Source organism: Pseudomonas sp. S07E 245, from assembly GCF_019599025.1.
In the GTDB taxonomy this organism is placed as follows: Bacteria; Pseudomonadota; Gammaproteobacteria; order Pseudomonadales; family Pseudomonadaceae; genus Aquipseudomonas; species Aquipseudomonas shirazensis.
Map to the genome: position 1 here is coordinate 1,983,226 of NZ_CP080625.1, position 26,955 is coordinate 2,010,180.

Genomic DNA, 26,955 nt, shown 5'->3' on the forward strand with positions numbered 1-26,955 from the left:
GACTCCTCCATGCTTCGATCCGCCCTCGCCCGCCGCGCCCTCGCCCTGCTCATGGCCTGCGCCCTTCCGGCCCTGGCCCATGCCGAGGCCGGCAAGCCACTGCGCATCGGCATCACCCTGCATCCTTATTACAGCTACGTGAGCAACATCGTCGGCGACAAGGCCGAAGTGGTGCCGTTGATTCCTGCCGGTTTCAACCCGCACGCCTACGAGCCGCGCGCCGAAGACATCAAACGCATTGGCGGCCTGGATGTGATCGTGCTCAACGGCGTCGGCCATGATGACTTCGCCGACCGCATGATCGCCGCCAGCGAAACCCCTGATGTCAAAACCATCGAGGCCAATGCCAACGTGCCGCTGCTGGCAGCGACCGGGATTGCCGCCCGTGGTGCAGGCAAGGTGGTCAACCCGCACACCTTCCTGTCGATCAGCACCACCATCGCCCAGGTCAACAATATCGCCCGCGAGCTGGGCAAGCTCGACCCGGACAACGCCAAGTTCTATACCCAAAACGCCCGTGCCTATGCCAAGCGCCTGCGCAAGCTGCGCGCCGACGCCCTGGCCAAGGTCACCGAAGCGCCCCACGCGGATTTTCGCGTAGCGACCATTCATGCCGCCTACGACTATCTGGTGCGCGACTTCGGCCTGGAGGTCACCGCCGTGGTCGAGCCAGCTCACGGCATCGAGCCAAGCCCGGCGCAGCTGAAAAAGACCATCGACCAGCTAAAGGCACTCGACGTCAAAGTGATCTTCTCGGAGATGGACTTCCCTTCGGCCTACGTCGAAACCATCCAGCGTGAGTCTGGCGTGCGTATCTACCCGCTGACGCACATCTCCTACGGCGAATACACCAAGGAGAAGTACGAAGTCGAGATGCAGCGCAACCTCGATACCGTGGTCCGAGCGATTCAGGAGAACAACGCATGACTGCGGCCGCCAACCTCAGCGTGGCCATGGGCCCGCGCATCGAGTTCGCCGGCATCGACCTCACTCTCGGGCGGACTTCGATTCTGGAACAGGTCAGTTTCAGCGTGGCAGCCGGCAGCGTGCATGCCATCGTCGGCCCCAACGGCGGCGGCAAGAGCTCGCTGATCAAGACCCTGCTCGGGCAGATGCCGCATCAGGGTCAGCTTACCTTGCACTGGCCGGGCGAGCGCGAAGTGATCGGCTATGTGCCACAAGCGCTGGAGTTCGATCGTGGCCTACCTATGACTGTCGACGACTTCATGGCTGCCATGTGCCAGCGTCGACCGGCCTTTCTCGGCCTGTCGCGCCGGGTCCAACCTGCCATCGATGCAGCACTGGCCCGGGTGGGCATGCTCGACAAGCGCAAGCGGCGCATGGGCGCGCTGTCTGGTGGCGAGCGCCAGCGCGTGCTGCTGGCCCAAGGGCTGATCCCCGAGCCGCAACTGCTGGTGCTTGACGAACCCATGTCGGCCCTCGATGAAGCCGGTATCCAGGTGTTCGAGCAACTGCTGCACAGCTGGCGCCAGAGCGGCACCACCGTGCTGTGGATCGAGCATGACCTGGAAGCGGTGCTGCGCTTGGCCGACCGAGTGACCGGCCTCAGCCGCAAAGTACTGTTCGATGCGCCACCGGCCCAAGCCCTGACCCCCGAGCGGCTGCTTGGTCTGTTCTCCGTCCACCCTCGCAGCGAGAGCCTCGCCCGATGAGCTTTGAAGCCTTCCGCCAACTGATCCAGGAATGGGCCAGCGCTGGCTATCTGCCGGAGGCGCTGGCCTACGGCTTCGTCATCAATGCGCTGATTGCCGGGGTGATGATCGGGCCGGTGCTGGGTGGCCTCGGCACCCTGGTCGTGGTCAAACGCTTCGCCTTCTTCTCCGAAGCGGTCGGCCATGCCGCGCTGACCGGGGTTGCCATCGGCATCCTGCTCGGCGAGCCCTACACCGGGCCGTACGGCAGCCTGTTCGGCTACTGCCTGCTGTTCGGCATCCTGCTCAATTTCCTGCGCAACCGCACCGGGCTCTCGCCCGACACCTTGATCGGGGTGTTCCTGTCGGTGTCGCTGGCACTGGGCGCAAGCCTGCTGCTGATGCTCGCGGGCAAAATCAACGTGCACATCCTCGAGAACGTCTTGTTCGGCTCGGTGCTGACGGTCAGTGCTCAGGACCTGCTGGTGCTGGGCATCGTCGCAGTGCTGGTGCTGGCCCTGGCGTTGCCGCTGTACAACCGGATCATGCTGGCCAGCTTCAACCCGCAGCTGGCGGCGGTCCGCGGTGTAGCGGTGAAGACCCTGGACTATCTGTTCGTCGTGCTGGTGACGTTGGTGACCGTGGCTTCGGTCAAGGTCATCGGCGCGATTCTGGTCGGCGCCCTGCTGGTGATCCCGGCAGCGGCAGCACGCCTGGTCAGCCAGTCGCTGAAAGGCTTTTTCTTCATCTCGGTGCTGATCGCTACGGTGAGCACGCTGTGCGGCATTCTGCTGCCGATCGTCTTCGACCTGCCGGTGCCGTCTGGTGCGGCGATCATTCTGGTGGCCGGCGTCTGCTTCGCCCTTGCCGCCCTCGCCCGCGCTCTGGTACCTCGCCTGCAAGGAAACCCGGCATGACTTCTACCCTCAAGCAACTGACTCTGGCCTTGGCCCTGGCGGGCCTGCCCGCGCTGACGCTGGCGGCCAAACCGGCAACGGTCACCGTGCTGACCAGCCTGCCGGTCACCCACAGCCTGGCCACCGCGCTGCTCGAAGGCACGTCGGTACAGCTCAACAGCGCGGCGCCGGCGAACCTGCCAGCGACCCGCCAGCCGTCGTACTTCAGTGGCCGCGGTGGCGCCAGCCTGGACAAGGCCGCGCAGACGGCCGACGCCGCCATTGGCCTGCGTTCGATCTGGCGCGATGACCCGCTCTACCCAATGGCCCGACGCAGCAACATCCGCATCGTCGAGATCGATGCCGCACGCCCGGTAGACGGCGCGCTGCCAGGCATTGCGGTACAGGGAGACAACGCGTTTGCCGGCTATCCATGGCTCAACCCCACCAACATGGGGCGCATGGCCGACGTCGTGGCCAACGATCTCGAGCGTTTGTCGCCGAACGACAAGGCCAGGATCCAGGCCAATCTTGCAGGCCTGAAACGGCAGATGCTGGAACTCAACGCCAGCAGCCAGACACGCCTGGCCGAGGCCGACAACCTCAGTGTGGTGAACCTGTCCGAACGCCTCGGTTATCTGGTCAGCGGGCTCAATCTGGATGTGGTCGATCAGCCGCTGCCGGCGGATGACAAGTGGGATGCCGCGGCGCTCAAGGCCTTGGCCGACACGCTCAAAGGTCAGGACGTGGTTTTGGTGGTTCACCATCGCCAACCCGCTGCCGAAATCGCCGAGGTTATCAAGGCGGCCGGAGCAAAACTGGTCATAGTTGAAAGTGATCCACAAGACAGCGTTGCCGGGCTCAAAGCCAGTGTCGAACAGGTCATCGCCGCTCTGCTCGGCTAGACCTAGTTTCAGGGGCTGTCAACAGCCCCTGAAATGCTCATCCATCAGCGCTTCATACAGCGCTGATAACGCTCATCTACTCGACCTGCGAACCACGCCGTGGTCAGCTTGCGGGTGATCTTCGGGCTCTTCAGCTCGATCCCTGGCAACACCGCGCGCGGCAGCGACTTGCCGGCTTTGGCATCTGCCAGAGCAAATACCTCGCGATACAACTCGCTCTCCTCGAACGCAAGGCTGTCGCCCTCCTCCAGCTGGCTGCGTATTTGCGTGTTGCGCAAGCCCAGCTTCACCCCCAGCTTGCGTGCTGCCTGCTCGGTAGCGCCGGGCATGATCGAGCCCGGTGCAATCAGGTCACCATCGAGCGCCAGGCTGACGCCACTGGCGCGACTCAGCGCCGCCTGAAACGCCGCATTGCGGCTGGCGTACCAACCGGCATTGAAGTCGCCAAAACGGTACAGCTGGCGCGGGTAATGCGCCGGATACCCCAACAGGTGGGCGATGCCGAAGTACATGCCGCCGCGTCGGCTGAACACCTCCTGGCGAATGGCACCCTGATAGCTGTAGGGGTAATTGCTGGCATGACGCTGGGCAAAGTCGATACTGACCTGCATCGGCCCACCGGTGTGCACCGGGTTAAGCCCGCCGAGCAGCGTCTTGCCCAACGGCAAACGTTCGATGACCTCGTCGTACAGCGCGCTGAGCTGCTTCTCGCTGCGCACCGCCGCCAGCCGCTGCTGATACGACTTGCCGTTGCCGGAGGGCGTCAGCAACGCAGCGTCCACCAGCAGCTTGGGGATATGCAGCCGGCCGGCCCGGCGGTCGATCTCGGCGCGGGCGATGCGGCCCAGGTTGGGCACCTGCGGGTCGGCGGTAAAGGTTGATTCCTGCTCGGTCACGGCCAATACCGCGCACAGGTTGCTCTTGCTCGGATCAAGTTGCTGAGCTGTAAACGCCGTCTGGATGTCTTCGGCCCAGCCCTGACGGTCGTTGAGTTGGGCGGGCAGCAGCCGCAGCAGTTGCGCGCGAACCTTGGCCGGGTCTGCTTCGGGAGCACTCTCGCGCTGACCGGCACACCCTTGCAGCAGGGCCAGAATCACCACGCCGGCCCCGGCCAGACGGCGGCTCAGGGTTGTTCTCCGACCATGTAGGTTTTGCTGATATGGCGGAACTGCGGATGGGCAGCGCTGCACATTAGCTCGAACACGACCATCTCGCGGGTGACGATCTGCGCACCGGCAGCACGCATGCGCGCCAGCGCTGCAGCTTTATTCGCCACGGTACGGCTGTCGCAGGCATCCTCGACGACAAAGACCTGCTTGCCCAAACCGAGCAGGCCAAGCACGGTTTGCAGTACGCACACGTGGGTCTCCATGCCGCACACGATCACCTGCTCGCGCTCGAGCAAACTGGCCGGCAGACACTGCGCGGCCACGCAGGAAAAGTGCTGCTTGCTGACCACCTGCGCGGCCGGAGCCGCCGTTGTGAGCTCGGTCAGGGTTGACCCGAGGCCTTGCGGGTATTGTTCGGAGATTACCGTTGGCAGCTGCAGCTCGGCAGTTGCCGCGAGCAACCAGCGCGCTCGCGCCCGGGTACCGGCCGGGTCGCTCATGGCGCCAATCAGTTTTTCCTGGATATCGACGACCAGCAGCGTGGCCTTGAGCGGATCAATCAACATTGCCCATCCCTTGCAGAGGAAAACTCAAGCCTCTCGCAAGCAAGGGAGGACGTCAATCAGGCAGTCAGGCGCAGCGGCTCGAGGACCTCGGTCAGCACGCTCAGCACGCGGTCTTCGTGCTCATGAATGAAGAAGTGCCCACCCGGGAAGTGCTGCAGAGAAAACTCCCCAAGCGTTTCTCGGCTCCAGGCCTGCAACTGATCGGGGCTGGCGCGATCCGTCTCGCCACCGAGCACCCGCAACGGGCAGCGCAGTAATGGCCGCTGGCGATAGGCATAGCGGCCACACAGGAGAAAGTCAGCGCGCAGGATTGGCAAGGTCAGGCTCATCAGTTCCTGATTGTTCAACACCTCCTCAGGCGTACCTTGCAGACTGCGCAGCTCAGCGATCAACTCGGCGTCGCTGCGTGGCTCGCGCCAGCGGTTGCCGTCGTAGTCCTCGCGCCGAGTGGGCGCGGCGGTACCGCAGGCAAACAACGCCAACGGCGGCGGGCAACCCAGCGCCTGCAGCTCGTGGGCCAACTCAAACGCCAGCAGTGCGCCAAGGCTATGCCCAAGCAGCGCGTAAGGCGCGTTGGCTGCCAACCGTTGCTCAGCGGCCAGTTGCCTGGCCAGGCCCAGCAGGTCGGTGTGCAACGCCTCGCCCATGCGCGCACCGCGACCTGGCAACTCCACTGGACGCACCTGCAGCCAGGCAGGCAGCTTGCGCCGCCAGCGGCTATAGACCATTGCACTGGCGCCTGAGTAGGGAAGGCACAACAGGTTGACTACGCTCACCGGCAGACGCTCACTGCGCCGCCGCTGCTGCCATCTTCTGGCGCAGGCTCAGCGGTCGCATGTCGGTCCAGACCTCATCGATGTAGGCCAGGCATTCCTGCTTCAGGCCGCTTTTGCCCGCTGCGCGCCAGCCCGCCGGGATCGCTTTGTATTCAGGCCAGATCGAGTACTGCTCCTCATGGTTGAGCACCACCTGAAAAACGATATCGTCACGGTCGAAAACGGAAGTCATTGCCTGTCTCCTTGGAAGTTGCCCGCCCCAGCACGGTCGGCGCGGGGCGATGGTTGCGGCCGTCTCAACGGCACTGACTTCAAGAGAACGTAAAAGCCCCGGGCAAAATTAGTCACCCGTGGTCTTTGCAAGCGCCGCCAATGCTGTCATACATCCAGTTACATCTGCCCAGCGCTCAAGGAGAACAGCAATGCTCGGTGTGACCGACTACGGCGCCTTCGTCATCGCCTTTCTGATCCTGCTGGCCATCCCCGGTCCTGGCAACTTCGCGCTGATCACCGCTACCGGCAAGGCGGGCATCAAAGGTGGCCTGGCTGCCACGTGCGGGGTGATTCTCGGCGATCAGGTATTGATGTGGCTGGCGGTGGCTGGGGTTGCCACGCTGCTGGCGGCCTACCCCGCGGCGTTCCATGTGGTGCAGTGGGCCGGCGCGGCCTACCTCGCCTATCTGGGACTGCGCATGCTGCTCAGCAAGGCCGGCGGCGCACCGCGCGTCAGCCGCATGGACAGCGGCCATTACCTGCGCCAGACGATGATGATCACCCTGCTCAACCCCAAGGCGATCATGTTCTACATGGCGTTCTTTCCGCTGTTCATCGACCCGGTTCGGCACCAGGGCATGGTCACTTTCGCCTTCATGGCGGTAACCATCGCCGCGCTGACATTGCTTTACGGGCTGGTGGCCGTGCTGCTGACCCATCACCTGGCCGAACGCATGCGCGCCAGCCCCAAACTGTCGAATGTGCTCGAGCGCCTGGCGGGTGCTTGCCTGATTGGCTTCGGGATCAAACTGGCGGCGATGCGCTGACTCAGGCGTCGCGCAACAGGTCGTGCGCATCGAGCAGGCGGAAAGCAACTTCCGGGTTGCGCTCCAGCCCCCGGCGGATGGCTGCGGGGATGGCCTGGCGGGTCTTGCGGCACAGACCGGGCTGCTCGGCCAGTTCGATGAGGATACCGCGCATGGTGCGCACTTCGTTGAAACTGGGAGCAATGTGCACGCGGATGCCAAGCTGATCATGCATCAGCTGCTGCAAGCGGTGCAGATCTTCAAGGCCCTTGAGGTTTTCCAGGCGTTCGAGCAGACGTTTTTCTTCGTGACGGGTCAGGCGCAGGATACGCTGCGCTGCAGGCGATGCGGCTTGCAAGTCATCGCGCCCGCAGTCGCAGGCACCGGGCGGGCAAGGTTGACGTATCGGCTGGCTGGCTGTCATGTGCCTAGCATAGCCGTTGTCACCGAGCCGCAACCACCGCCGTCGCTGATCCGAGAGCGGGCAAATCGATACCCGTGCTCAGATCAGCCAGCAACCTGTCATTGCAACAGATCCTGGATCTTGTCACGCAGCGTATCCAGGTCGAACGGCTTGGCCAGGATCGGCGCCTTGCGCGCAATCGGGCTGCCGGATTCGAGGATCTCGGCTGGATAGCCGCTGATGAAAATCACCTTCAGATCAGGCCGCAGCTTGACCGCTGGCTCGGCGATCTGTACCCCGGAGATCCCACCCGGCAACCGGTAATCGGTGACGATCAGGTCCAGGTGAGGCTTGCGCGCGAGAATCTCGAACGCCTGCTGGCCGTCTTCGGCAACCAGCACGTGGTAGCCCTCACCTGAAAGATAGTCGCGCAAGATCATCCGAATGGCCGGTTCATCCTCGACTACCAGTACAACATCTTGTGCATCTTCGCTCATGACAACGCCTTGGAATTCAGCAAGTTGGCCATCTGACCCCGGGCTTAAGCAGAGGTTGCCTGCGCCTGGTCGGTTTGTTGTGACAGCGCCGTCAGTGGCAGCAGCACGCTGAATGTCGCGCCTTGGCCTACCTCGCTGTCGATCTGGATCTGCCCACCATGGGCCCTGACAATCTGCTCGGAGATATACAGACCCAAGCCCAGGCCTCCGATGGCCTGCTCTGCTGCAACACGCTCAAACTGCTGGAAGATCCGCTGCTGGTTGGCGGCGCTGACGCCGATACCGTGGTCCTGCACCTGCACCCAGGCCATCCCGGCCTGCTCGAACACCCGTACCTGCACCGGTTGCCGTTGACCGTAACGCAATGCATTGGACAACAGGTTGGCTACCACTTGTTCAATCCGAAACTCATCCCACTCACCTTCAACTGTATCGCAGCATTGCAGCTCGATGTGGGTGTTGGAGGCCAGCGCCTGCGCTTCGAAGTTCTCCACCAGGCCGCTGACCAGCTGCGCCAGGTCGAACTGGCGCGGCCGCAGCGACAATTTACCGGTGCGGATGCGCGATACGTCGAGCATGTCCTCGATCAGCCTGATCAGGCTGTTGATCTGCCGCTCGTCGCGCTCGACCATGGCCTGTAGCTTGTCTTCGCTGAATGCAGCTAGGTTGCCTCGCGACAGGTGCATCTTGCGCAGCTGGGTTTCCAGAATCAGCCCGTTCAGCGGCGTGCGCACTTCATGGGACACGATCGACATGAAGTCGTCGCGCATGCGCACCGCGCGCTCCAGCTCGCCCCGCGCCACCTGTAACTGACCGAGCAACACTTCCTGCTCCTGACGGCTGCGCTCCAGGTCCTGCAGCTGGCGGTCGAGCACCTTGCGCTGGCGGTACAGATCGACAAACACCGACACCTTGCTCTTCACCGCCATGGTGTCGAGGGGTTTGTGCAAAAAGTCGACTGCGCCACTTTCGTAGCCCTTGAACGCGTAGTTCATCTCGCGCCCGGCGGCGCTGACGAAGACGATCGGGATGTGCTTGGTTTTTTCCGTGCCGCGCATCAACTCCGCCAGCTCGAAGCCGTTCATGCCGGGCATCTGCACGTCCAGAATGGCCAAGGCAAATTCGTGTTCAAGCAACAGCCCCAACGCGTCTTCGGCAGACTGCGCCTGGTGCACTTCGCGGTCTTCGCCATGGATCAGCGCGGCGAGGGCCAGCAGGTTCTCTGGCAGATCGTCGACGATCAGCAGTTTGGCGGTAATCTGGCTTAACATGCGCTGGTTTCCAGGCTGCCGAGCAATTGCCCGATGCCGCTCAAAGTAAGGATGTAGTCAGGGCTGTGCAGGGCCAATGCGGCCTCCGGCATCAGCGCGACTTGTGCGTCCTGGGGGTCCTGGACCACTGTCCGGCCTCCGCATTGTTTGATGTAGGCGAGCCCGCGCGCGCCGTCTTCATTGGCACCGGTCAGGAGCACACCAAGCAGCCGCTGGCGATAGGCATCGGCTGCCGAGGTAAACAGAAAATCAATCGCCGGGCGAGAGAAATGCACCGGCTCTTCCTGGCTCAGCGACAGGCTGAAATCCTGCTCGACCGACAAATGATAGGCCGGCCCGGCCACGTAGATAAGCCCAGGCTCGATCAACGCCTTGTCACGCGCCTCCCGCACGGGTCGCTGCACCTTGCGCTGCAACACTTCGGCAAGCTGGCTGTGGCGGTCATCCGGCAGGTGCAGCACGCACAGCACCGGCACGGCGAAGCCCTGCGGCAGGCTGCCGAGTACGGTGAACAGGGCTGCGACGCCACCCGCCGAAGCGCCGATCACTACCGCATCGACGCCCGTCATGATTTACGGAAGATCCGTTCAGGTTTGACCAAGGGCTCGAACTGCTCGCTGTAAGCAGAAAAATCCACCGACTCCTTGCTGCCCAGCACCAGAAAGCCGCGGTGGCACAGCGACTCGTGGAACAGCCCAAAGGCGCGGTCCTGCAAACTCTTGTTGAAGTAGATCAGCACATTGCGGCACGACACCAACTGGGTTTCCGAGAACACACTGTCGGTGGCCAGGCTGTGGTCGGCAAAGGTCACGTTGTCTCGCAGGCTGCTGTCCATGATCGCGTTGCCGTAGGCGCTGGTGTAGTACTCGCTGAAGTCCCGGCGGCCACCGGCCTTGCGGTAGTTTTCTTCATAGCCCTGCATGTTCTGCATCGAATAGATGCCCTGCTTGGCTTTCTCCAGCGAATTCGGGTTGATATCGGTGGCGTAGATAATGGTGCGCTCGAGCAGGCCTTCCTCGCGCAGGAGGATGGCCATCGAGTACACCTCTTCACCGGTGCTGCAACCAGCGATCCAGATCTTCAGCGACGGCCAGGTGCGCAACAACGGCACGACTTCTTCGCGCAGTGCAAGAAAATGCCCAGGGTCGCGAAACATCTCGCTGACCGGGATCGTCAGGTACTGCAGCAACTGCATGAACATGCCCGGGTCATGCAGCACCCGCTCCTGCAGCGCCGACACCGTACGGCAGTCGAACTGACGCAGCGCGTGCAGGATGCGGCGCTTGATCGACGCCCCGGAGTAATCGCGGAAGTCGTAGCTGTACTTGAGATAGATCGCCTCGATCAGCAATCGGATCTCGATGTCGGTGTTGCGCTCGCTAGTCAAATTCGCTCCAGTTGCGGCAGCCAGACGCGGATCAGTGAGAACAGCCGGTCCAGATCAATCGGTTTGGCCAGATAATCATTGGCACCAGCCTGCAGACAGCGCTGCTGGTCGTCTTTCATCGCCTTGGCGGTCACGGCAATGATCGGCAGTTTGCGCCAGCGCGCTTGCTGGCGAATCAAGCGAGTAGCCTCGTAGCCGTCCATTTCCGGCATCATCACGTCCATCAGTACCAGGTCGATGTCGTCGTGAAGCTCCAGCTGCTCCAGCGCTTCGCGTCCGTTGCGGCCGATCTCGACGATGGCGCCCTTGTGTTCCAGGGCGCTGGTCAGGGCGAAGATGTTGCGCACGTCGTCGTCGACCAGAAGGATCTTGCGGCCCTCGAACACTTTGTCACGGCTGCGCGCCGTCTTCAGCATACGCTGACGCTCGTTGGACAACTGCGCCTCGACCTTGTGCAGGAACAACGTCACTTCATCGAGCAGACGCTCCGGCGAGCGCGCGCCCTTGATGATGATCGAGCGCGAGTACTTGAGCAGCTCGGTTTCTTCTTCGCGGGTGAGGTTGCGCCCGGTATAGACGATGACCGGCGGGAACGCGCGAATATCTTCAGCCGTCATTCGCTTGAGCAGCTCGTTGCCGAGCATGTCGGGCAGCTTGAGGTCGATGATCATACAGTCATAGATGTTCTCGCGCAGCAGCTCGAGTGCATCCTGAGCCAACGCCACCGCCGTGATTTCGATGTCGTCGTCCCCGATCAGGCGGGCAATGCTCTCGCGCTGCAGGTCGTCGTCTTCAACCAGCAGGATGCGTTTGAGCTTCTGGGTCAGCTTGGCTTCGAGCAGGCCGAACACCTCTTTGAGCTCTTCGCGACTGGTCGGCTTGACCGCGTAACCGACCGCGCCCATGTGCATGGCCGCTTCGACACGGTCTTCGACCGAGATGATATGCACAGGAATATGGCGCGTGCTGGCCTGCTCCTTGAGCCTCTGCAGCACGGTCAGGCCGGAATGGTCAGGCAGGCGCATATCGAGCAGGACCGCATCCGGCAGGTACTGCGCCGCCAGCCGGAAGCCCTCGTCGGCGCTCTGCGCGGCCAGGCAGTTGTAACCCAGCTCATGGGCCAGGTCGAAGAGAATACGGGCGAAGTTCGGCTCGTCCTCGATCACCAGAATGCAGCGCTTGCTGAACGGCGCCAGCTCGCGGTCATCGGCAAACGCGTGGCGCGGCAGCGGTACTGCTGCTGGCACCTGCGGCGCAGCCGGCAACTGATCGACAGCTGGGCGCAGGGTCTGCACCTCGACCGGCTCATCCGACTCATAGCGCTCGGGCATGATCAGGCTGAACACGCTGCCTTGGCCGGGGCTGCTGTCGAGGCTGATCTGGCCACCGAGCAGATGGGCCAGGTCGCGCGAAATCGACAGGCCCAGCCCGGTGCCACCGTAACGGCGATTGCTGGTGCCGTCGACCTGATGGAAGGCGCCGAAAATCGCCTGCTGTTGATCCGGCGCAATGCCGATACCACTGTCGCGCACGGCAAACACCAGGCCGACGCCGGCCTGCTTGCTGATGGTCATGCTGACCTGACCACGCTCGGTGAACTTGATCGCATTTGAAAGCAGATTCTTGAGGATCTGCTCCAGGCGCTGGCGGTCGGTGAACAGCGTCGCCGGCAGCGGGTGTTCGAGCACGACCTGGAAGTCCAGGCCTTTGTCTTTGGCCAGCGGCACGAACATGCTGCGCAGGCCTTCGACCAGGCGCTCGACCTGGGTCGTCTCGGGGCGCACTTCAAGCTTGCCCGCCTCGACCTTGGCGATGTCCAGAATGTCATTGATCAGGTTGAGCAGATCGTTGCCGGCCGAATAGATCGAATCGGCGAACTTGACCTGTTCGGCGGTGAGGTTACCCTCGTCGTTTTCGGCGAGCAGCTTGGCCAGGATCAGCGAGCTGTTCAGCGGCGTGCGCAGCTCGTGGGACATGTTGGCGAGGAATTCTGATTTGTACTTGCTCGAGCGCTGCAAGTCTTCGGCGCGGGCCTGCAGCTCTTGCTGGGCTTCATTGAGCTCGCTGTTCTTGCGATCGAGTGCCTCGGTGCGCTCGGACAAGCTCTCGTTGGTCTGCTCAAGCTCGGCCTGCTGCGTCTCAAGGTGCGCTTGCGATTCCTTCAGCACGCGGGACTGTTCTTCCAGCTCCTCGTTGGCAGTCTTGAGCTCTTCCTGTTGCACCTGCAGTTCTTCGTTGAGCTGCTGGGTTTCGGCCAGCACCTCTTGCAGGCGCTGACGGTAGCGGGCGCTCTCGATCGACATGCCGAGGTTTTCGGCAACGCGCTCGACGATCTCCTGGTCACGCTCGCTCAGCGGGCGCAGGAAGCCAAGTTCGACGACGCCATTGATCTGGCCATTGTCGCGAGTCGGCATCAACAGTGCGCTGCGCGGCAAGCCGCTGCCCAGACCCGAGCTCAGGCGGAAGTAATCTTCCGGCAGCTGATCGAGGCGCACCACGCGCGACTGGCGCACCGCTTCCGACACCAAGCCCTCGTCGACGCCCAGCGCCTGCGTACGCAGTTGCTCCTCGGCGCTCAGGCCGTAACTGGCGACACGGACCAGGCTGCCGTGCTCGTTACGCACATACAACGCGCCAACCACACTGCCCAGGTACGTCGCAAAAAACTGCAGGATGTTGTCGCCCAGCATCGGCAGGGTCAACTGCCCCAGCACTTGCTCGGCTAGCTGGGTCTGGCCATTACGCAGCCAGGCATTGTGTTCAAGGCGTTCATTGGCGCGCTGCTGCGCCTGCATGTTACCTACGTAGCTGTCCGACAACGCCAGCAAATCGCGGCGTCCCAGATACGCCAGCAGGCCGCTGAGCGCGACGATAAACAGTACGAAGGTGGTAATCGCCGTGACGGTAACCGTGTTGACGGTCTGGTTACGGACCTGGCGCAGTTGCTGTTCGTTGCCGATGAAGTCGTCAAACTCTTTGCGTACCTCGTCGGTGATACGCTTGCCGCGGCCGTTGGCGATCGCCTGCTGGAATCCGCCCTGAGTCCGGCGCAGGGTGATCATCTCCTGGCCAAAATCGTTCCAGGCATGCTGCAGCGCGCTCAGCCGATCAATCCGGTCGACCTGCGCCGGGTTGTCTGCCACCAGCTCGCGCAAGCTGTCCAGGCTTGCGAATATACGCGGCCTGGCCACCTCGTAAGGGTCCAGGAACCGCTCGTCACCGGTGATCAGAAACCCGCGCATGCCGGTTTCCATGTCGATCGAAAGTTTCAGCGTTTCGTTGGCATTGCCAATCACGCGGTCGGTGTGTTCGACCCATTGCATGGCCGAGAGCAGGTAGCTGATTACCGCGACAAACGCCACGGCGCCAAGCAGGCCCACGCCAAGTGGCAAGCCGACGTTGCGGCTTAACAGCTTGCGAAAGCTCTGCTGGTCCATAGAAGCTGCTTGAATCATCTGATAACGCCCGAGCGAATTAACCGTTGAATACCGAGGGTGCCGGCACCTGCAAGATGCTGCTGCAGTGTCCCACTGGCGGGTCTGACAGCGAAGTCTAACCAGCTTTGCCATTTATGGCAGGGGCATTTAGCCAGTATTTGAGAACGGGGTGCGCCAATCGTTCCATCTGATTGCAGTGAACGTTATATTGGGAACTTCTGGGCCTGATACGGGCACAGAGTAGAGACACTTATCTGGTACAGGACCGCGACATGCACCCCCTTCTAGTAGTCGAAGACGACGACATCGTACGTATGCTGATGGTCGAAGTGCTCGAGGATCTTGGCTATAAGGTGATCGAAGCAGCAGACGCCACCAGTGCCCTGGTTATCCTCAATGACTCTGCAACGCCGTTGGACCTGCTGATGACCGACGTCGGCTTGCCCGATATGAGCGGTCAGGATCTGGCGGGTAAAGCACGGGAAATTCGCCCGCTGCTACCCGTGCTGTTTGCCAGTGGTTATGCCGACAGCTTGAGCGTGCCGGAAGGCATGCACTCGATCGGCAAGCCGTTCAGTATCGACCAGTTGCGCGACAAGGTGGTGCAGATGATCGGGCCTGCAGACTCAACACAGGCCTGACTCACAGCTAAAAGTCACCTGTCACAACTTGGATGCAGCGGGCCGGGCGCCGTCGATCTGGCTCACTGTAATCAAGCGCTCGCTGGCCGGCACCGGCCTTCCATACAAGAATCCCTGGAAGTGCGAGCAACCCTCGGCGCGCAGCAGTTCCATCTGCTCGGGCGTCTCGACCCCTTCTGCAGTGGTCTTGATCATCAGGCTGCTGGACAGTTCAGTGATGGCGCGGATGATCGACATCGCTTCGCGACTGTCACACATGTCATTGACGAACGACTTGTCGATCTTGATTCGATCGAACGGGAACGAGCGCAGATACCCCAACGATGAATAGCCGGTGCCGAAATCGTCCAGCGAGATCGACGCACCGAGCCCCTTCAGCGCCCGCAGGGTATTGACGTTCTCCTCGCTGTTTCCCAACAGAACCGATTCGGTAATCTCCAGCTCCAGACGGTGAGCGGGTAAGCCCGAGTCCGCCAATGCCAAAGTCACGACGTGCAACAGGTTGCCGCTTTTGAACTGCACGGGCGAGAGGTTGACCGACACCACCTGATCGGTGCCCCAGGTGGCCGCCTCCTGGCAGGCAAGATTCAGCGCGCGGGCGCCTATCTCGTGAATCAGCCCGGTTTCTTCGGCGATCGGGATAAAGTCCATCGGCATGATCATGCCGCGAATGGGATGCTCCCAGCGCAGCAATGCTTCGTAACCCGTGACCGCATGGGTCTGCTGGTCGACGACCGGCTGGTAATGCAGTTGCAACTGGCCCAGGTGCAAGGCAGTGCGCAGGTCGGTTTCAACCAGACGGCGCTGACGGGCGGCATTGTCGAGTTCGAGATGGAAGCACTCATAACGATTGCGGCCGTTGCGCTTGGCCTCGTACAAAGCCATGTCGGCGTAGCCCAGCAGTTGCTCGGCGTGTTCATGGTCATTCGGCGCAATGGCGATGCCGATACTGACGCCAACGCTGAACTGATGGCCTTCGATACGAAATACCGGGGCCATCGCCTGGATCAGGCGACGGGCGGTGACACAGGCGGCTTGCGGGCTGTCCATGCCGTTGAGGACGACAGCGAACTCATCCCCGCCAAGCCGCGCCAAGGTGTCCTGATCGCGCAGTTCACCGCGCAGGCGAGTGCCCAGCGCACGCAGCAGCTTGTCGCCGAAGGCGTGGCCGAGGGAGTCGTTGATGTTCTTGAAGTTGTCCAGGTCCAGGCACAACGCGGCGGTGAGCTTGCCACTCTCCTCTGCGCGCAGCAGCGCCTGCTTCAGGCGTTCATGGAACAACGTGCGGTTAGGCAACCCGGTCAAGGCATCGTGGTGCGCCATATGATGGATCTGCGCATGCGCGGCCAGCTCTTCGGTCGCATCCTCAGCCACGAACAGCACATAGTCCGGCTGGCCATCGCGGTTTTCGCTGAGCGATGCTCGGCTGCGCAAGGTTCGCGGGCCACAGGCCGTATTCACCCGAGTTTCCGAGGCGTAGCCCTTGCTACTGCGCGAACCACGCGTCAACTGCTGCTGGAGGTAATCGGCCGCCTCTGGCTGCAGGCAGTCCTCTGGCAACTGGCCGATCATGCTCGCACCCTGGCCGCCAAACAGACGTTCGGCCTGCTGATTGGCCAACAGGATGCGATGGCTGTCGAGATCCTGGACGATCAGGCTGGCCGGAATGTTGGCGATCACCGAGTCGAGAAAACGCGACAGGTCGGCCATTTCCTGACTATGCTGCTCGGCTAGCTCCTTGGCCTTGAGCAACTCCTGCTCGTAGCGATGCCGCTCGGACACGTCGCGGGTGATCTTGGCAAAACCGAGCAGTTGCCCATCAGCATCGAGCACCGCATCGATGACCACATGCGCACGGAACGCGCTGCCGTCCTTGCGCAGTCGCCACCCCTGCTCTTCAAACCGTCCGGTGCTGCGGGCCAGTTCCAGATTGCGCTGCGGGATCCCGGCAGCGCGATCCTCATGGTCATAGAACAGCGAGTAGTGCTGCCCGACTATTTCCTCGGCGCTGTAGCCCTTGGCGCGTTGCGCCCCCGGATTCCAGTTGGCGACCACGCCTTCGGGCGTGAGCATGTAGATGGCGTAATCCACCACACTCTGAATCAACAGGCGATACATGACGTCGGGATTACTGACTAGCGACATGAGCTTCTCTGATCGGCAACACGCACAAGAAAAGGCCCGACGGGTAGGCCGGGCCGGAGCAGACAATGGCATTATGCCGCGCAGGAGAGTTCTTTGTGAACTTGATCAGAGCCTAGCGGCCGCTTGTGCCCTGCCCTGCGATAGCAGCGACTGCGTCAACCTCTATCAGCATCCCATCAAGCGCCAGACGTGGCACCGGAATTAGCGTGCAGGTGGGCTTCATGTGCTCGCCCCAGGCCTGATCTGCCGCCTGCACCCATTGGCGCAGACGCTCTTCGCTGTGATCAACGATAAGCAAGGTGAGTTTGAATACATCGCCCAGACCGGCACCTTTTGAAGCCAGCGCCAGCTGCAGGTTGAGCAACGCCTGGGCCACCTGCTCAGCAAACAGTGCTGAAAGGTTACCCTGAGCGTTTTCGCCGCCCTGCCCGGCTACATACAGCAGGCAGCTGTCGGAGCGGACCTGAGCAACATGCGAATAAGCATTGGCGCTGGGGTCATAAAGGCTGTCGGGATTGGACAATTGGAAAACGGGGGACATGCGGTCGCTCCATCGAGTGAAAGAACGACCGAGTATCAAACCTCAGGTTAACCCGAGGTCAAGAGGATTATTTTTCTTCCAGCACATGACGGCCTTTGACCGCCCGCGGGCCGCGCCACATCCAGAACAACAGCCCAGGCACTGGCGCGTAGACGACAAAGACGATCCAGAGCATTTTTCGCTCCGCTCGCCGTTCACTGCCGATGATGTTCCAGATCGCCCAGATTTCCAGGGCGATGACCACAGCGGCGACGATGATCCAGATCGTTCCGATTTCCATAAGCGTCCTCCCGTGAGCATGTAATGCTTTGGTCCCGCAGAGGGCGCAAGGGTTCATTCCGATTCGGCCCGTCTCAGGGCTTCGTCACCTGATCCAGCGCACTTTGCAGCGCCTTGGCATCGCTGAACTGCTGTTGTGCTACCACGCGACTGTGGTCCAGTTGCAACCAGAGCACCTGGCCTTCCTGCCCAGGGTAACGGCTGGCGACTTCACCTTGACGATCAAGCATGACCCGGTAGCTGTAGTCACGCATGGCTGGAATGGCGAACAGCTTGCTGATTATAGACGGCATACGCTGGATATCCGCGACGAACACTGCATGCCGCGCCTCCAGATACCCCTTGGGCCGCTCCGCGATGGCCGCCTTGACCAGCTTGGCGCCGTCCATGTCGCGGGCCACAAGCAGAATGCGCGTGTCGTCATCCAGAGTGTAGCTCTGGTCGTGCTGATCCTGCAGGGTCCAGGGCGCGAGTTGATCGCCAACTGCAACGGCATTGGCCACGAGCGGCAGGCAGGCAAGTAACAGGGCGGCGGCGAATTTCATCTGGATTACTCGGATTGACGGCCTGCCAGCATAGAGCATGTCGCCAATAACGACCTCAACTACCACCCCAGCGCCGCCTCTGTTGTCTTTGCCCGGTGCCCGCAGCACACTCACCGCGTCAGCCAGGAAGCGGAGCCGGCAGTGGCCACACCTCGTCAATTCAGCAAGAAGACCAGCACCAGCAACATGTTCCGGACCAAGTCCGCAGATGCCAGTGTGCACAAGCCCTACCAGGTCGATTTCGTCTTGCTCGAACACTTCTCGATGGCCAGTTTCACCGTGGCCATGGACGTACTGGTCACGGCCAACCTGCTGCGCGCCGACAGCTTCGGCTTCACCCCGTTGTCGCTGGATGGCGAACGCGTGCAAAGCGACCTGGGCCTTGAGCTGATCGCCACCGATCTGGATCCGGCAACCCTCAAGCAGGCTGATCTGTTGATCATCTGCGGCGGTTTGCGTACTCCACTCAAGTACCCGGCGCTGGATCGGCTACTGCAGGATTGCAACCATCATGGCCTGGCCTTGGGCGGGCTGTGGAACGGTGCGTGGTTTCTCGGGCGGGCCGGAGTTTTGAGTGACTATGGCTGCAGCGTTCACCCCGAACAGCGTGCCAGCCTGGCCGAGCGCAGCCCGCAAACGCGGATCACCCCGGCAAGCTTTACCCTTGACCGTGATCGGCTGACAGCAGCCAGCCCCAATGGCGCGATGGAATTGATGCTTGGGCTGGTACGGCGCTTGTACGGTGACGCCCTGGCTGAAGGCGTCGAGGAGATTCTATCGTTCTCCGGGGCGCGCTACCGCCAGGTCGGACCTGGCGCGAAAAAATCCATGAGCCTGCACCTGCGCACCATTGTCGAACTGATGGAAAACAACCTCGAAGAGACCCTCAGCCTGGACCAGCTGGCCGCTTACAGTGACCGCTCGCGGCGCCAGATCGACCGCCTGTTCCAGGCGCAACTGGGCACCTCACCGCGGCGCTACTACATGGAGCTGCGCATCACCAAGAGCCGGCGCCTGCTGCAGTACTCGGACCTGTCGGTGATGGAAGTCGCCGTCGCCTGCGGGTTTGTCTCGGTGTCGCACTTCAGCAAGTGCTATGCAGCCTACTTTGGCTATCCGCCGTCGCGCGAGCAACGCCTGGGCGAATAGCTCGGTTCAGGCACGGATATAGCGCAGCACGACGTCACCGATCATCTGTTTGTGGCGCTGCTTGACCTGGTCATCGGTCATGTCGATCTGGAAGATCTCGCTGAAGGTGTGCCGGTTGGAGACCCGGTAGAAGCAGAACGAGCTCATCAGCATATGCAGATCGATGACTTCGATACCCTCGCGGAACACGCCCTCGGCAACGCCGCGCTCGAGCGTGTGACCCAGTGTCTCCAGCACCACGCTGCTCATCTCGCGGATGACCGGTGATTGCTTGACGTATTCGCCATAGTGGATGTTTTCAGTCGAGACGATACGTACGAAGTCGACGTTGTGGTCGTGGTGGTCGAAGGTGAACTCCACCAGCCGGCGGATGGCCTGCTCTGGCGGCAAGGTCTCCAGATCGAGGCTGCGCTCGGTCTTGCGAATGTCGCCATAGAGCTTGACCAGGCACTCGACGTAGAGCTGCTCCTTACTGCCGAAGTAGTAATAGATCATGCGCTTGGAGGTGGCAGTACGCTCGGCGATGGCGTCGACGCGGGCGCCGGCCAGGCCTTGCTGAACGAATTCGCCAATGGCGGCCTGGAGGATGTCCTCGCGGGTCTTCTCCGGGTTGTTCTTGCGCGATTTGCGCACCCCTTCCAGGGCGGGCTCGCCGAGGCTGACTACGGAATCACTCATACCCACTCACAGGCTAATTATTGGAATTGGAGGGATTATCCGTGACTGCTGCGACGCAGGGAAGCACGCAGATGGTCGCATTGGTCAGGTTTCGTGACAGGTGCGCCGGCCGCTGGGCCGGCGCTTGCCTTACAACACAGGTTTGCGTGCTGCCCCGCTGCGGGCCTTGGCCATGGCCGCCAGGCGGACCGCGACGTTGGCTGCGCCGTAACCGGCATACCCACCCTTGCGCTGGATGATTTCGAAGAAGAAACGCTCTTCGAACGGCTCGGTGTACACGTGGAACAGCTCGCCGCCTTGGGCGTCACGGTCGTACAGCACGTTGTAGTAGGCCAGCTCACTGAGGAACTCGTCGTCGAAATCAAACCGCGCAGCGAGGTCGTCGTAGTAGTTCAGGGGGATTTCCAGCAGCGGCACACCGGCGTTTTTTGCCCGCGCCACTTCACTGAAGATGTCGGCACAGTCAAAGGCGATGTGGTGGACGCCCGAGCCACGATAGCTGGACAACGCGTGGGCAATCGCAGTGTTGCGGTTCTCCGAGATATTCAGCGGCAAGCGCAGGGTGCCACACTGGCTACGCAAGGCACGGCTCTTGACCAGGCCGTAGGGGTCGGGCAAGACCACCTCGTCGTCGGCCTCGAAGTCGAACAGGCTCTTGTAGAACAGCACCCAACTGTCCAGCGATTCGGCCGGCAGGGCCAGGGCCATGTGGTCGATACGTTGCAGGCCACCACTGGCGCCGCTGGCGGCATCCAGACGGAAGTCACTGTCGTAGATGGTATGCCCGGCACCGGCCTGCTCGACCAGGTAGATCAGGCTGCCATCCGGCGCACGCACGGCCGGGATCTCGCGCTCGTTGGGCCCGACCAGGCCACGGAATGGCTGGCCACGGTAGGCGGTGGCACGCTGCAAGGCAGCCTGGCCGTCCTTGACCCGCAGTGCGGTGGCGCACAACGAAGGGCCGTGGGCTTCGAAGAAGTTATGCGCGAATGAATAGGGCTCAGCGTTGAGCACGATGTTGATATCGCCTTGGCGCAGCAGCCGGACACCCTTGCTGCGGTGTGCACCCGCCTCGACAAAGCCCAGGCGCTTGAGCCAACCACTCAGACGTGCCCCTACCGCTTCATCGACGGCAAACTCAAGGAACTCGACACCGTCGTAGGTACTGGCTGGCGCCGGGTCAAACAGTACCTCAGGCTCGATCGGCTGGGCCTCACGCTGCAATTGCAGGCGGGTTTTTTCTTCCAGGTACAACAGCGAACGCAGGCCATCGGCAGCGTTCTGCCGGGTAGGTGCAGCGCGGAAGCCATCGTTGAAGATTTCCAGCGACAACGGCCCGCGGTAACCGGTCTGCAGAATCGGCGCGAGGAAGCCCGCCAGGTCCATTTCGCCTTGCCCCGGGAAGCAGCGGAAGTGCCGGCTCCACTCCAGCACGTCCATGGCCAGGATCGGCGCATCGGCCATTTGCACGAAGAAGATCTTGTCGCCCGGAATCTGCCGGATTGCACTCGGGTCGCCCTTGAGCGACAGGGTGTGGAAGCTGTCGAGGATCACCCCCAGCGCCGGGTGATCGGCTTGGCGTACCAGGTTCCAGACCTGCTGGTAGGTATTGACGTGACGGCCCCAGGCCAAGGCTTCGTAGCCAATACGCAGGCCGCGGGCACCAGCATGTTCGGCCAGCAGGCGCAGGTCGTCGACCAGGATCTGCTCATCGCTCAGCGCGTCCGCCTGCACGTTGCTGCACACCAGCACCAAATCCGTGCCCAGCTCCTGCATCAGGTCGAACTTGCGCTCGGCGCGGTCGAGGTTTTTCTGCAGACGGTCGCGGCGGCAGCCTTCGAAGTCACGAAATGGCTGGAACAGGGTGATGGCGATGCCCAGATCGGCGCACATCTGGCGGATCTCGCGCGGGCTGCCGGCGTAATAGAGCAGGTCATTTTCGAAAATCTCGACGCCGTCAAAGCCGGCTGCGGCGATGGCTTCGAGTTTTTCTGGCAGAGTGCCGCTCAAGGACACGGTGGCAATCGAACGCTGCATGCTGGAGTTCCTTGTTATTTGAGAAGCGTCAGCCAAAAAACCCTTGCAGGTGCTTGGCAGAATCGATTATTCGCGGGTAAAGTCCCGCCATCAATGACTTTTGTACGAAACAGTTAGTTTTTGTTCGATTACCGAACAAAAGCGAATTTGGCGAATTGATTCGGTGCTCGAGCCTGGGCAACCATGAATCCAGTTACAGACCATTCGAACTCCTCACTGCCCTGCGAACGTTCAGCGGACCCTGTACCGACAAGCCCAGCGTCACGACATAATAAGTTCAATAACAAGAACAACGGAGACAACAATGGCTCACTCCAGCTCTCAAGCCAAGAAAGCGACCGCCAGTGGGTGGATAGGCTCGGCCCTCGAGTACTACGACTTTTTCATCTACGCCCAAGCCGCAGCACTGATCTTCCCGCAGATCTTCTTCCCGTCGATGGACCCGAAAATGGCCATCATCGCCTCGCTGGCGACTTACGGTGTCGGTTACCTGGCCCGTCCGGTGGGTGCCGTTGTCCTCGGTCACTGGGGTGATACCCGCGGCCGCAAAAACGTTCTGCTGCTGTGCATGTTCCTCATGGGTATCTCGACCATGGCCGTTGGCCTGCTGCCGACCTACCATGACATTGGCATCATTGCCCCGATCATTCTTGTGCTGCTGCGCCTGGTTCAGGGCTTTGCGGTCGCCGGTGAGATCTCCGGTGCCAGCTCGATGATCATGGAGCATGCGCCGTTCGGACGCCGAGGTTACTTCGCCAGCTTCACCCTGCAAGGGGTTCAGGCAGGTCAGGTACTGGCTGCGGCGGTGTTCCTGCCACTGGCGTACTTCATGCCAAGCGAAGCCTTCAACGAGTGGGGCTGGCGCATTCCGTTCCTGCTCAGCGCATTCGTCCTGGTAGCCGGCTTCATCATCCGTAAGGAAGTCCACGAGACCCCGGCCTTCGTCAAGGAAGAGAAGCAGGACAAAATCGCCCGCTCGCCAGTCAAGGAAGCGTTCAAGTACAGCTGGAAGCACATGGTCCTGGTCATGTTCATGGCCCTGATGAACGTGATTCCAGTCGTTGCCACCGTGTTCGGTGCAGCCTATGCGGTGCAGCCGGCTTACGGCATCGGCTTCGACAAGAGCGTGTACCTGTGGATCCCGGTAGTCGGCAACATCGTCGCAGTGCTGGTGATCCCGTTCGTTGGCAACCTGTCTGACAAGATCGGCCGTCGTCCAACCATGATTGCCGGCTGCATGGGCTCGGGCCTGCTGGCTTTCGCTTACCTGTATGCGATCAGCATTCAGAACGTGCCGCTGGCCTTCTGCGCATCGATCCTGATGTGGGGTATGGTCTACCAAGGTTACAACGCGGTATTCCCAAGCTTCTTCCCGGAGCTGTTCAATACTCGCTACCGCGTCTCGGCCATGGCTATCGCGCAGAACATCGGCACCATGTTCACTGCCATGCTGCCAGCGGTATTCGCCGCCATCGCGCCGCCAGGCTCGGAAAACATCTGGCTGGTGGTAGGTGGCTCGGCGTTCTTCATCACCTGCATCTGCGCCCTGGCTGCCTACGTGGCTCCCGAGACGCACCGTCTGGCGATGGAAGACCTCGGCAACCCGAATGCCAAACCGATGGACAAAGATACCTACGAAGCCACCCGCAAAGGCAGCCTCAACACTGCTGCAACTCAGTAAAAACTGCCTGGGGCTGCATGCAGCCCCAGCCGTTTCAAGCGCTGACCACCGCCTGCAAGTTGGCCCACAAGCGTTCGACATGCTCACGCTCGGTGGGCAGCGCCCCTACCGATACCCGCACCATCCACTGCCCTTCCAGCGTTGCCGGCGTGACGTACGCCAACCCCGAACCATTGAGTCGATCAGCCCAGGCCCGGGTATGCGCATCCAGCGCCGCACCTTCCAGCCCGTCCGGGCAGTGACGAATACACAACGTCTGCAACTGCACCGGCGCCAACACCTGCCAATCTTCTGCGGCCTCCACCTGAGCGGCCAGCCAGCGAGCGTTGTCCAGATCGCGGCGCAAGCGCTGCTGCAAGGCCTCCACCCCTTCGCTGCGCAGCATCAACCATAGCTTCAGCGCACGGAAGCGCCGCCCCAGCGGAATGCCCCAGTCACGCAGGTTCTTCACCTCGCCGTCGACCGCCGACTGCAAGTAACTCGGGTTGGTGCTCATCACCCGAATCAGGTGCTGCGGGTCGCGCACGTAGTAAATCGAGCAATCGAAGGCCACCCCAAGCCACTTGTGCGCGTTGACCACGACCGAGTCGGCCAGCTCGATACCGTCCCACATCCAGCGACACTCAGGCAGGATCATCGCCGAGCCAGCCATGGCTGAGTCGACATGCAGCCATAGTTTGTGCGCCTGGCTGATAGCGCCGATCGCTGCCAGCGGGTCCAGCGCAGTGGTGGTCGTGGTACCGGTGGTGGCGACTACCGCGCACGGTTGATTACCCGCCGCCAGGTCAGCCTCGATGGCCGCCTGCAACGCCGCTGGCTGCATGGCGAATTGCTCGTCGGTGGCGATCAGGCGGATGTTCTCGCGACCGAACCCTGCCAGTAAAGCCGCTTTGTCCACCGAGCTGTGGGCGTGGGCGCTGGCATATACGATCAGCGGCTTGGGCTGGCCCTGCAAACCACCACGGGTCAGGGCAAAGTCACTGGCGCGCTCGCGGGCGCAGATCAACGCCACCAGGGTGCTGGTCGATGCAGTGTCCTGGATCACCCCGCTCCACTGCGTAGACAAACCCAGCAATTGTCGCAGCCAGTCGAGGGTGGTTTCTTCCAGCTCGCTCAGGGCCGGGCTGGATTGCCAGGACAAGCCGAGCACGCCCAGGCCGGTACTGAGAAAGTCGCCCAAAACTGACGACAGGGTGCCGTTGGAGGGGAAGTAGCCATAAAAGTCTGGGTGCTGCCAGTGCGACAGGCCGGGCATGACCAGCTTGTTGAAATCGTCGAGGATGGCTTCGAAGGGCTCGCCTTGATCCGGCGCAGCCACAGGCAAGGCGGCTTTCAAATAGCCGGGCTCGACCTGCGCCATGACCGGGCGCTCGGCGATGGTCTGGCGATAGTCGGCAATCAGGTCGATCAGTTGGTGGCCGTGTTGGCGAAATTGTTCGGGGGTCACGCGCGGGCTCCTCGCGGGCTGAGAATGGGCTGCTGTTGCTGCAGTCCAGTCTAGGCGCAGGGCCGTCGCGCAATAACCCCGCCTGGTGCATAGGTACTATGGCGAAGGCGCATGCCCGCCGTGCACACCGAACTGCGACTGACGCCACACTTCGTAGACTCGGTTGCGCAGCCAGCGGTGCTCGGCCGACGCCTGCAAGCGCTGATGCCAGACCACCCAGTAGCGCTGGCTGTGCTCGACAAAGGCTAACCGCCGCCAGGCCAGGCCGTGCAACCGGGCCAGCTGCCGAGCAATGTGCTCGGGCACCGTCACCAGCGCCTGGCTGTTGCCAACCACCTGTACGGTGGCCGAAAAGAACGGCACCTCCAGGCTGATCCGCCGCTGCAGCCCCTGCGCCCGCAGGTGGCGATCAATGAAGCTGTCCTTGTCACCGCCGCCACTGATGCGCACATGCTTGAAGGCCAGATAATCATCCTGGCTCAAAAGCTCACGGGCGGTCAGTGGGTGATCAGCGCGCATCAGGCATACGGCGCGGTCTTCGCCGAGCAGGCGGCCATGAAGGTTGGCCGGCGACTCGTCGAACAGCGTCGTGGCCAGGTCGATCTCACCGCTGGCGAGCTGCGCATACTGCCCTGCCTGCCAGGTACGAAAATCCAGCGACACCCCTGGTGCCTCAACTTCAAGCGCCGCCACCAGCAACGGCAACATATGCTCGGCAACGTAATCCGACGCGGCCAGACAAAAGCGCCGCTCGCACCTCGCTGGGTCGAACACAGCCGGCTCGCGCAGCGCCTGCAAGGCTTCGAGCACCTGGCGCAGCGGCTCGACCAGCGCCTCGGCATGCTCGCTGAGCACGTAACCACGGCCCTGACGGACCAGCAATGGATCATCGAACGCCTCGCGCAAGCTGGCCAACTGCCGGCTCAAAGCCGACTGGCTGACGCCCAGGCGCGCACCGGCATGGCTGAGGTTTTTCAGCTCAAGCAGACAATCGAGGGTCCGAAGATGGGAGAGACTGAGCGAGGCGAAGACAGGATGCATGACGTACCACACAAAAGCAGCGTTGCGCCGCGAAAGGGCCGCAGTGCGGCCCCCGTGCACTGATCAGTCAGTCAGGCCGACGTAGACGTTCTGCACGTCGTCGTTGTCGTTGATCGCTTCGAGGAACGCTTCAACTTCGGCCAGAGCCTCGGCACTGAGGCTGGCAGCACTTACCGGGTTTTTCGGGGTGTAGCCGATTTTTGCCGAAATCACGGTAAAGCCCTGCGCTGGCAACGCCTTCTGTACAGCGTCGACGTCGGTCGTGTCGGTGATGAACAGGGTCGCGCCCTCCTCTTCACCTTCTTCGAAGTCCTGCGCGCCGGCTTCGATGGCGGCCATTTCCGGATCGGCGTCAGCGTTGTCCGGGGTGGCTTCGATCAGGCCAACATGGTTGAAGTCCCAGGCTACCGAACCGCTGGCGCCCAACTGGCCCTTGCGGAACAACACGCGGATCTGGGCGACGGTGCGGTTGACGTTATCGGTCAGGCACTCGACGATCAGCGGCACCTGATGCGGCGCGAAGCCTTCGTAGCTGACGGCGGTGTACTGCACCGCGTCGCCATCCAGGCCTGCGCCTTTGCGGATCGCCCGCTCGAGGGTCTCGCGGGTCATCGAGGCCTTTTTGGCCTGTTCTATCGCCAGACGCAGACGCGAGTTGGAGTCAGGGTCGGCGCCGGATTTGGCAGCGATCTGAATTTCCTTGGCCAGCTTGCCCATGATCTTGCCTTTGGCATTGGCTGCGGTTTCTCTGTGCTTGGCTTTCCACTGTGCGCCCATGTCGACTCTCTACGTTTCAGCGGGCCGGTTCAGGAAGCGACCGGCCAAAGTGGCAGCAGTTTATACGGCCCTCGGC

At 61.9% G+C, this 26,955-nt stretch carries 27 protein-coding genes; 8 read left to right on the forward strand and 19 right to left on the reverse strand.

Annotation, left to right across the window (positions count from 1 at the left end):
* Nucleotides 1-9: 9 nt before the first annotated feature.
* From K3F44_RS09040 to K3F44_RS09055, 4 genes are read left to right on the forward strand one after another with little or no spacing between them, the layout of a single operon-like run.
* Nucleotides 10-927 carry a metal ABC transporter substrate-binding protein gene (locus K3F44_RS09040; RefSeq protein WP_101320284.1) on the forward strand — a complete coding sequence of 306 codons (918 nt, stop codon included), beginning with the start codon at nt 10-12 and terminating at the stop codon, nt 925-927.
* Entirely contained in the window at nt 924-1,673 is a 750-nt protein-coding gene (locus K3F44_RS09045; RefSeq protein WP_181087343.1) for a metal ABC transporter ATP-binding protein, read from the forward strand. Before K3F44_RS09040 ends, K3F44_RS09045 begins: the two co-directional genes overlap by 4 nt.
* Complete coding sequence (locus tag K3F44_RS09050) at nt 1,670-2,569, forward strand: metal ABC transporter permease (protein ID WP_101320288.1); 900 nt, start codon at nt 1,670-1,672, stop codon at nt 2,567-2,569. The genes K3F44_RS09045 and K3F44_RS09050 overlap by 4 nt, the downstream gene beginning before the upstream one ends.
* Nucleotides 2,566-3,453 (forward strand): metal ABC transporter solute-binding protein, Zn/Mn family, encoded by an 888-nt coding sequence (locus K3F44_RS09055; RefSeq protein WP_220633850.1) that lies wholly within the window; start codon nt 2,566-2,568, stop codon nt 3,451-3,453. Before K3F44_RS09050 ends, K3F44_RS09055 begins: the two co-directional genes overlap by 4 nt.
* Before the next feature lie 44 nt (nt 3,454-3,497).
* Here the strand turns inward: K3F44_RS09055 and K3F44_RS09060 are convergent, their stop codons facing one another.
* From K3F44_RS09060 to K3F44_RS09075, 4 genes are read right to left on the reverse strand one after another with little or no spacing between them, the layout of a single operon-like run.
* Nucleotides 3,498-4,553 carry a DUF1615 domain-containing protein gene (locus K3F44_RS09060; RefSeq protein WP_310794632.1) on the reverse strand — a complete coding sequence of 352 codons (1,056 nt, stop codon included), beginning with the start codon at nt 4,551-4,553 and terminating at the stop codon, nt 3,498-3,500.
* Between the two features lie 23 nt (nt 4,554-4,576).
* Nucleotides 4,577-5,128: an isochorismatase family protein gene (locus tag K3F44_RS09065; protein ID WP_220633852.1), complete on the reverse strand. Its 552-nt coding sequence runs from the start codon at nt 5,126-5,128 to the stop codon at nt 4,577-4,579.
* Between the two features lie 56 nt (nt 5,129-5,184).
* Nucleotides 5,185-5,904, reverse strand: coding sequence for a thioesterase II family protein (locus tag K3F44_RS09070; protein WP_220633853.1), 720 nt, complete (start codon nt 5,902-5,904; stop codon nt 5,185-5,187).
* A gap of 10 nt (nt 5,905-5,914) precedes the next feature.
* Nucleotides 5,915-6,136: an MbtH family protein gene (locus K3F44_RS09075; protein ID WP_101320296.1), complete on the reverse strand. Its 222-nt coding sequence runs from the start codon at nt 6,134-6,136 to the stop codon at nt 5,915-5,917.
* Between the two features lie 190 nt (nt 6,137-6,326).
* On the opposite strand from K3F44_RS09075, the gene K3F44_RS09080 reads away from it, so the two are divergent.
* Nucleotides 6,327-6,944, forward strand: coding sequence for a LysE family transporter (locus K3F44_RS09080; protein WP_103437747.1), 618 nt, complete (start codon nt 6,327-6,329; stop codon nt 6,942-6,944).
* A 1-nt stretch (nt 6,945) separates the two neighbouring features.
* On the opposite strand, the gene K3F44_RS09085 is transcribed toward K3F44_RS09080, so the two are convergent.
* From K3F44_RS09085 to K3F44_RS09110, 6 genes are all read right to left on the reverse strand, one after another.
* The gene (locus K3F44_RS09085) at nt 6,946-7,347 is read right to left on the reverse strand and encodes a hypothetical protein (RefSeq protein WP_101320300.1); all 402 of its coding nucleotides are present in this window, start codon (nt 7,345-7,347) and stop codon (nt 6,946-6,948) included.
* A 98-nt stretch (nt 7,348-7,445) separates the two neighbouring features.
* Entirely contained in the window at nt 7,446-7,823 is a 378-nt protein-coding gene (locus K3F44_RS09090; RefSeq protein WP_101320302.1) for a response regulator, read from the reverse strand.
* A gap of 44 nt (nt 7,824-7,867) precedes the next feature.
* Nucleotides 7,868-9,094: a hybrid sensor histidine kinase/response regulator gene (locus K3F44_RS09095; RefSeq protein ID WP_101320304.1), complete on the reverse strand. Its 1,227-nt coding sequence runs from the start codon at nt 9,092-9,094 to the stop codon at nt 7,868-7,870.
* A complete protein-coding gene (locus K3F44_RS09100) occupies nt 9,088-9,663 on the reverse strand; it encodes a chemotaxis protein CheB (RefSeq protein ID WP_150568939.1) in 576 nt (191 codons plus the stop codon). The genes K3F44_RS09095 and K3F44_RS09100 overlap by 7 nt, the downstream gene beginning before the upstream one ends.
* On the reverse strand, nt 9,660-10,481 hold the full coding sequence (locus K3F44_RS09105; RefSeq protein WP_101320309.1) for a protein-glutamate O-methyltransferase CheR: 822 nt from the start codon (nt 10,479-10,481) through the stop codon (nt 9,660-9,662). The genes K3F44_RS09100 and K3F44_RS09105 overlap by 4 nt, the downstream gene beginning before the upstream one ends.
* On the reverse strand, nt 10,478-13,936 hold the full coding sequence (locus K3F44_RS09110; RefSeq protein WP_220633854.1) for a response regulator: 3,459 nt from the start codon (nt 13,934-13,936) through the stop codon (nt 10,478-10,480). The genes K3F44_RS09105 and K3F44_RS09110 overlap by 4 nt, the downstream gene beginning before the upstream one ends.
* Before the next feature lie 254 nt (nt 13,937-14,190).
* Between K3F44_RS09110 and K3F44_RS09115 the strand changes: the two genes are divergently transcribed.
* Nucleotides 14,191-14,559, forward strand: a complete 369-nt coding sequence (locus tag K3F44_RS09115; RefSeq protein WP_181106665.1) for a response regulator — start codon at nt 14,191-14,193, stop codon at nt 14,557-14,559.
* A 21-nt stretch (nt 14,560-14,580) separates the two neighbouring features.
* Here the strand turns inward: K3F44_RS09115 and K3F44_RS09120 are convergent, their stop codons facing one another.
* The 4 genes from K3F44_RS09120 to K3F44_RS09135 all read right to left on the reverse strand — a co-directional run bounded on the left by K3F44_RS09120 (nt 14,581) and on the right by K3F44_RS09135 (nt 18,069).
* On the reverse strand, nt 14,581-16,704 hold the full coding sequence (locus tag K3F44_RS09120; protein WP_220633855.1) for an EAL domain-containing protein: 2,124 nt from the start codon (nt 16,702-16,704) through the stop codon (nt 14,581-14,583).
* Between the two features lie 112 nt (nt 16,705-16,816).
* Nucleotides 16,817-17,245, reverse strand: a complete 429-nt coding sequence (locus K3F44_RS09125) for a RidA family protein (RefSeq protein ID WP_188036241.1) — start codon at nt 17,243-17,245, stop codon at nt 16,817-16,819.
* 67 nt (nt 17,246-17,312) lie between these two features.
* Nucleotides 17,313-17,525: a PLDc N-terminal domain-containing protein gene (locus tag K3F44_RS09130; RefSeq protein WP_101320321.1), complete on the reverse strand. Its 213-nt coding sequence runs from the start codon at nt 17,523-17,525 to the stop codon at nt 17,313-17,315.
* A 73-nt stretch (nt 17,526-17,598) separates the two neighbouring features.
* Nucleotides 17,599-18,069 (reverse strand): FAD/FMN-containing dehydrogenase, encoded by a 471-nt coding sequence (locus tag K3F44_RS09135; protein ID WP_220633856.1) that lies wholly within the window; start codon nt 18,067-18,069, stop codon nt 17,599-17,601.
* 141 nt (nt 18,070-18,210) lie between these two features.
* Between K3F44_RS09135 and K3F44_RS09140 the strand changes: the two genes are divergently transcribed.
* Nucleotides 18,211-19,218, forward strand: a complete 1,008-nt coding sequence (locus tag K3F44_RS09140; protein WP_101320326.1) for a GlxA family transcriptional regulator — start codon at nt 18,211-18,213, stop codon at nt 19,216-19,218.
* Between the two features lie 6 nt (nt 19,219-19,224).
* Here the strand turns inward: K3F44_RS09140 and K3F44_RS09145 are convergent, their stop codons facing one another.
* Together K3F44_RS09145 and quiC are read right to left on the reverse strand one after the other, a co-directional pair.
* On the reverse strand, nt 19,225-19,896 hold the full coding sequence (locus tag K3F44_RS09145; RefSeq protein ID WP_181106673.1) for a TetR/AcrR family transcriptional regulator: 672 nt from the start codon (nt 19,894-19,896) through the stop codon (nt 19,225-19,227).
* A 129-nt stretch (nt 19,897-20,025) separates the two neighbouring features.
* Nucleotides 20,026-21,933, reverse strand: a complete 1,908-nt coding sequence (gene quiC, locus K3F44_RS09150; protein ID WP_101320331.1) for a 3-dehydroshikimate dehydratase QuiC — start codon at nt 21,931-21,933, stop codon at nt 20,026-20,028.
* 304 nt (nt 21,934-22,237) lie between these two features.
* Between quiC and K3F44_RS09155 the strand changes: the two genes are divergently transcribed.
* Complete coding sequence (locus K3F44_RS09155) at nt 22,238-23,614, forward strand: MFS transporter (protein ID WP_150568932.1); 1,377 nt, start codon at nt 22,238-22,240, stop codon at nt 23,612-23,614.
* Nucleotides 23,615-23,648: 34 nt separating this feature from the next.
* Here K3F44_RS09155 and K3F44_RS09160 read toward each other — a convergent pair whose 3' ends face one another.
* The 3 genes from K3F44_RS09160 to K3F44_RS09170 all read right to left on the reverse strand — a co-directional run bounded on the left by K3F44_RS09160 (nt 23,649) and on the right by K3F44_RS09170 (nt 26,879).
* A complete protein-coding gene (locus tag K3F44_RS09160) occupies nt 23,649-25,061 on the reverse strand; it encodes a DOPA decarboxylase (protein ID WP_220633857.1) in 1,413 nt (470 codons plus the stop codon).
* A 96-nt stretch (nt 25,062-25,157) separates the two neighbouring features.
* A complete protein-coding gene (locus K3F44_RS09165) occupies nt 25,158-26,102 on the reverse strand; it encodes a LysR family transcriptional regulator (protein WP_220633858.1) in 945 nt (314 codons plus the stop codon).
* 63 nt (nt 26,103-26,165) lie between these two features.
* Complete coding sequence (locus K3F44_RS09170; RefSeq protein WP_101320340.1) at nt 26,166-26,879, reverse strand: YebC/PmpR family DNA-binding transcriptional regulator; 714 nt, start codon at nt 26,877-26,879, stop codon at nt 26,166-26,168.
* Nucleotides 26,880-26,955: the final 76 nt, after the last annotated feature.

Bases quoted from the DNA above. Each gene is read 5' to 3' on its own strand.
- K3F44_RS09040 (WP_101320284.1), top strand. From the start codon at position 10: ATGCTTCGATCCGCCCTCGCCCGCCGCGCCCTCGCCCTGCTCATGGCC.
- K3F44_RS09045 (WP_181087343.1), top strand. From the start codon at position 924: ATGACTGCGGCCGCCAACCTCAGCGTGGCCATGGGCCCGCGCATCGAG.
- K3F44_RS09075 (WP_101320296.1), bottom strand. From the start codon at position 6,136: ATGACTTCCGTTTTCGACCGTGACGATATCGTTTTTCAGGTGGTGCTC.
- quiC (WP_101320331.1), bottom strand. From the start codon at position 21,933: ATGCAGCGTTCGATTGCCACCGTGTCCTTGAGCGGCACTCTGCCAGAA.
- K3F44_RS09055 (WP_220633850.1), top strand. From the start codon at position 2,566: ATGACTTCTACCCTCAAGCAACTGACTCTGGCCTTGGCCCTGGCGGGC.
- K3F44_RS09115 (WP_181106665.1), top strand. From the start codon at position 14,191: ATGCACCCCCTTCTAGTAGTCGAAGACGACGACATCGTACGTATGCTG.
- K3F44_RS09130 (WP_101320321.1), bottom strand. From the start codon at position 17,525: ATGGAAATCGGAACGATCTGGATCATCGTCGCCGCTGTGGTCATCGCC.
- K3F44_RS09050 (WP_101320288.1), top strand. From the start codon at position 1,670: ATGAGCTTTGAAGCCTTCCGCCAACTGATCCAGGAATGGGCCAGCGCT.
- K3F44_RS09100 (WP_150568939.1), bottom strand. From the start codon at position 9,663: ATGACGGGCGTCGATGCGGTAGTGATCGGCGCTTCGGCGGGTGGCGTC.
- K3F44_RS09155 (WP_150568932.1), top strand. From the start codon at position 22,238: ATGGCTCACTCCAGCTCTCAAGCCAAGAAAGCGACCGCCAGTGGGTGG.
- K3F44_RS09125 (WP_188036241.1), bottom strand. From the start codon at position 17,245: ATGTCCCCCGTTTTCCAATTGTCCAATCCCGACAGCCTTTATGACCCC.
- K3F44_RS09085 (WP_101320300.1), bottom strand. From the start codon at position 7,347: ATGACAGCCAGCCAGCCGATACGTCAACCTTGCCCGCCCGGTGCCTGC.
- K3F44_RS09170 (WP_101320340.1), bottom strand. From the start codon at position 26,879: ATGGGCGCACAGTGGAAAGCCAAGCACAGAGAAACCGCAGCCAATGCC.
- K3F44_RS09065 (WP_220633852.1), bottom strand. From the start codon at position 5,128: ATGTTGATTGATCCGCTCAAGGCCACGCTGCTGGTCGTCGATATCCAG.
- K3F44_RS09120 (WP_220633855.1), bottom strand. From the start codon at position 16,704: ATGTCGCTAGTCAGTAATCCCGACGTCATGTATCGCCTGTTGATTCAG.
- K3F44_RS09145 (WP_181106673.1), bottom strand. From the start codon at position 19,896: ATGAGTGATTCCGTAGTCAGCCTCGGCGAGCCCGCCCTGGAAGGGGTG.
- K3F44_RS09095 (WP_101320304.1), bottom strand. From the start codon at position 9,094: ATGTTAAGCCAGATTACCGCCAAACTGCTGATCGTCGACGATCTGCCA.
- K3F44_RS09090 (WP_101320302.1), bottom strand. From the start codon at position 7,823: ATGAGCGAAGATGCACAAGATGTTGTACTGGTAGTCGAGGATGAACCG.
- K3F44_RS09080 (WP_103437747.1), top strand. From the start codon at position 6,327: ATGCTCGGTGTGACCGACTACGGCGCCTTCGTCATCGCCTTTCTGATC.
- K3F44_RS09165 (WP_220633858.1), bottom strand. From the start codon at position 26,102: ATGCATCCTGTCTTCGCCTCGCTCAGTCTCTCCCATCTTCGGACCCTC.
- K3F44_RS09110 (WP_220633854.1), bottom strand. From the start codon at position 13,936: ATGATTCAAGCAGCTTCTATGGACCAGCAGAGCTTTCGCAAGCTGTTA.
- K3F44_RS09135 (WP_220633856.1), bottom strand. From the start codon at position 18,069: ATGAAATTCGCCGCCGCCCTGTTACTTGCCTGCCTGCCGCTCGTGGCC.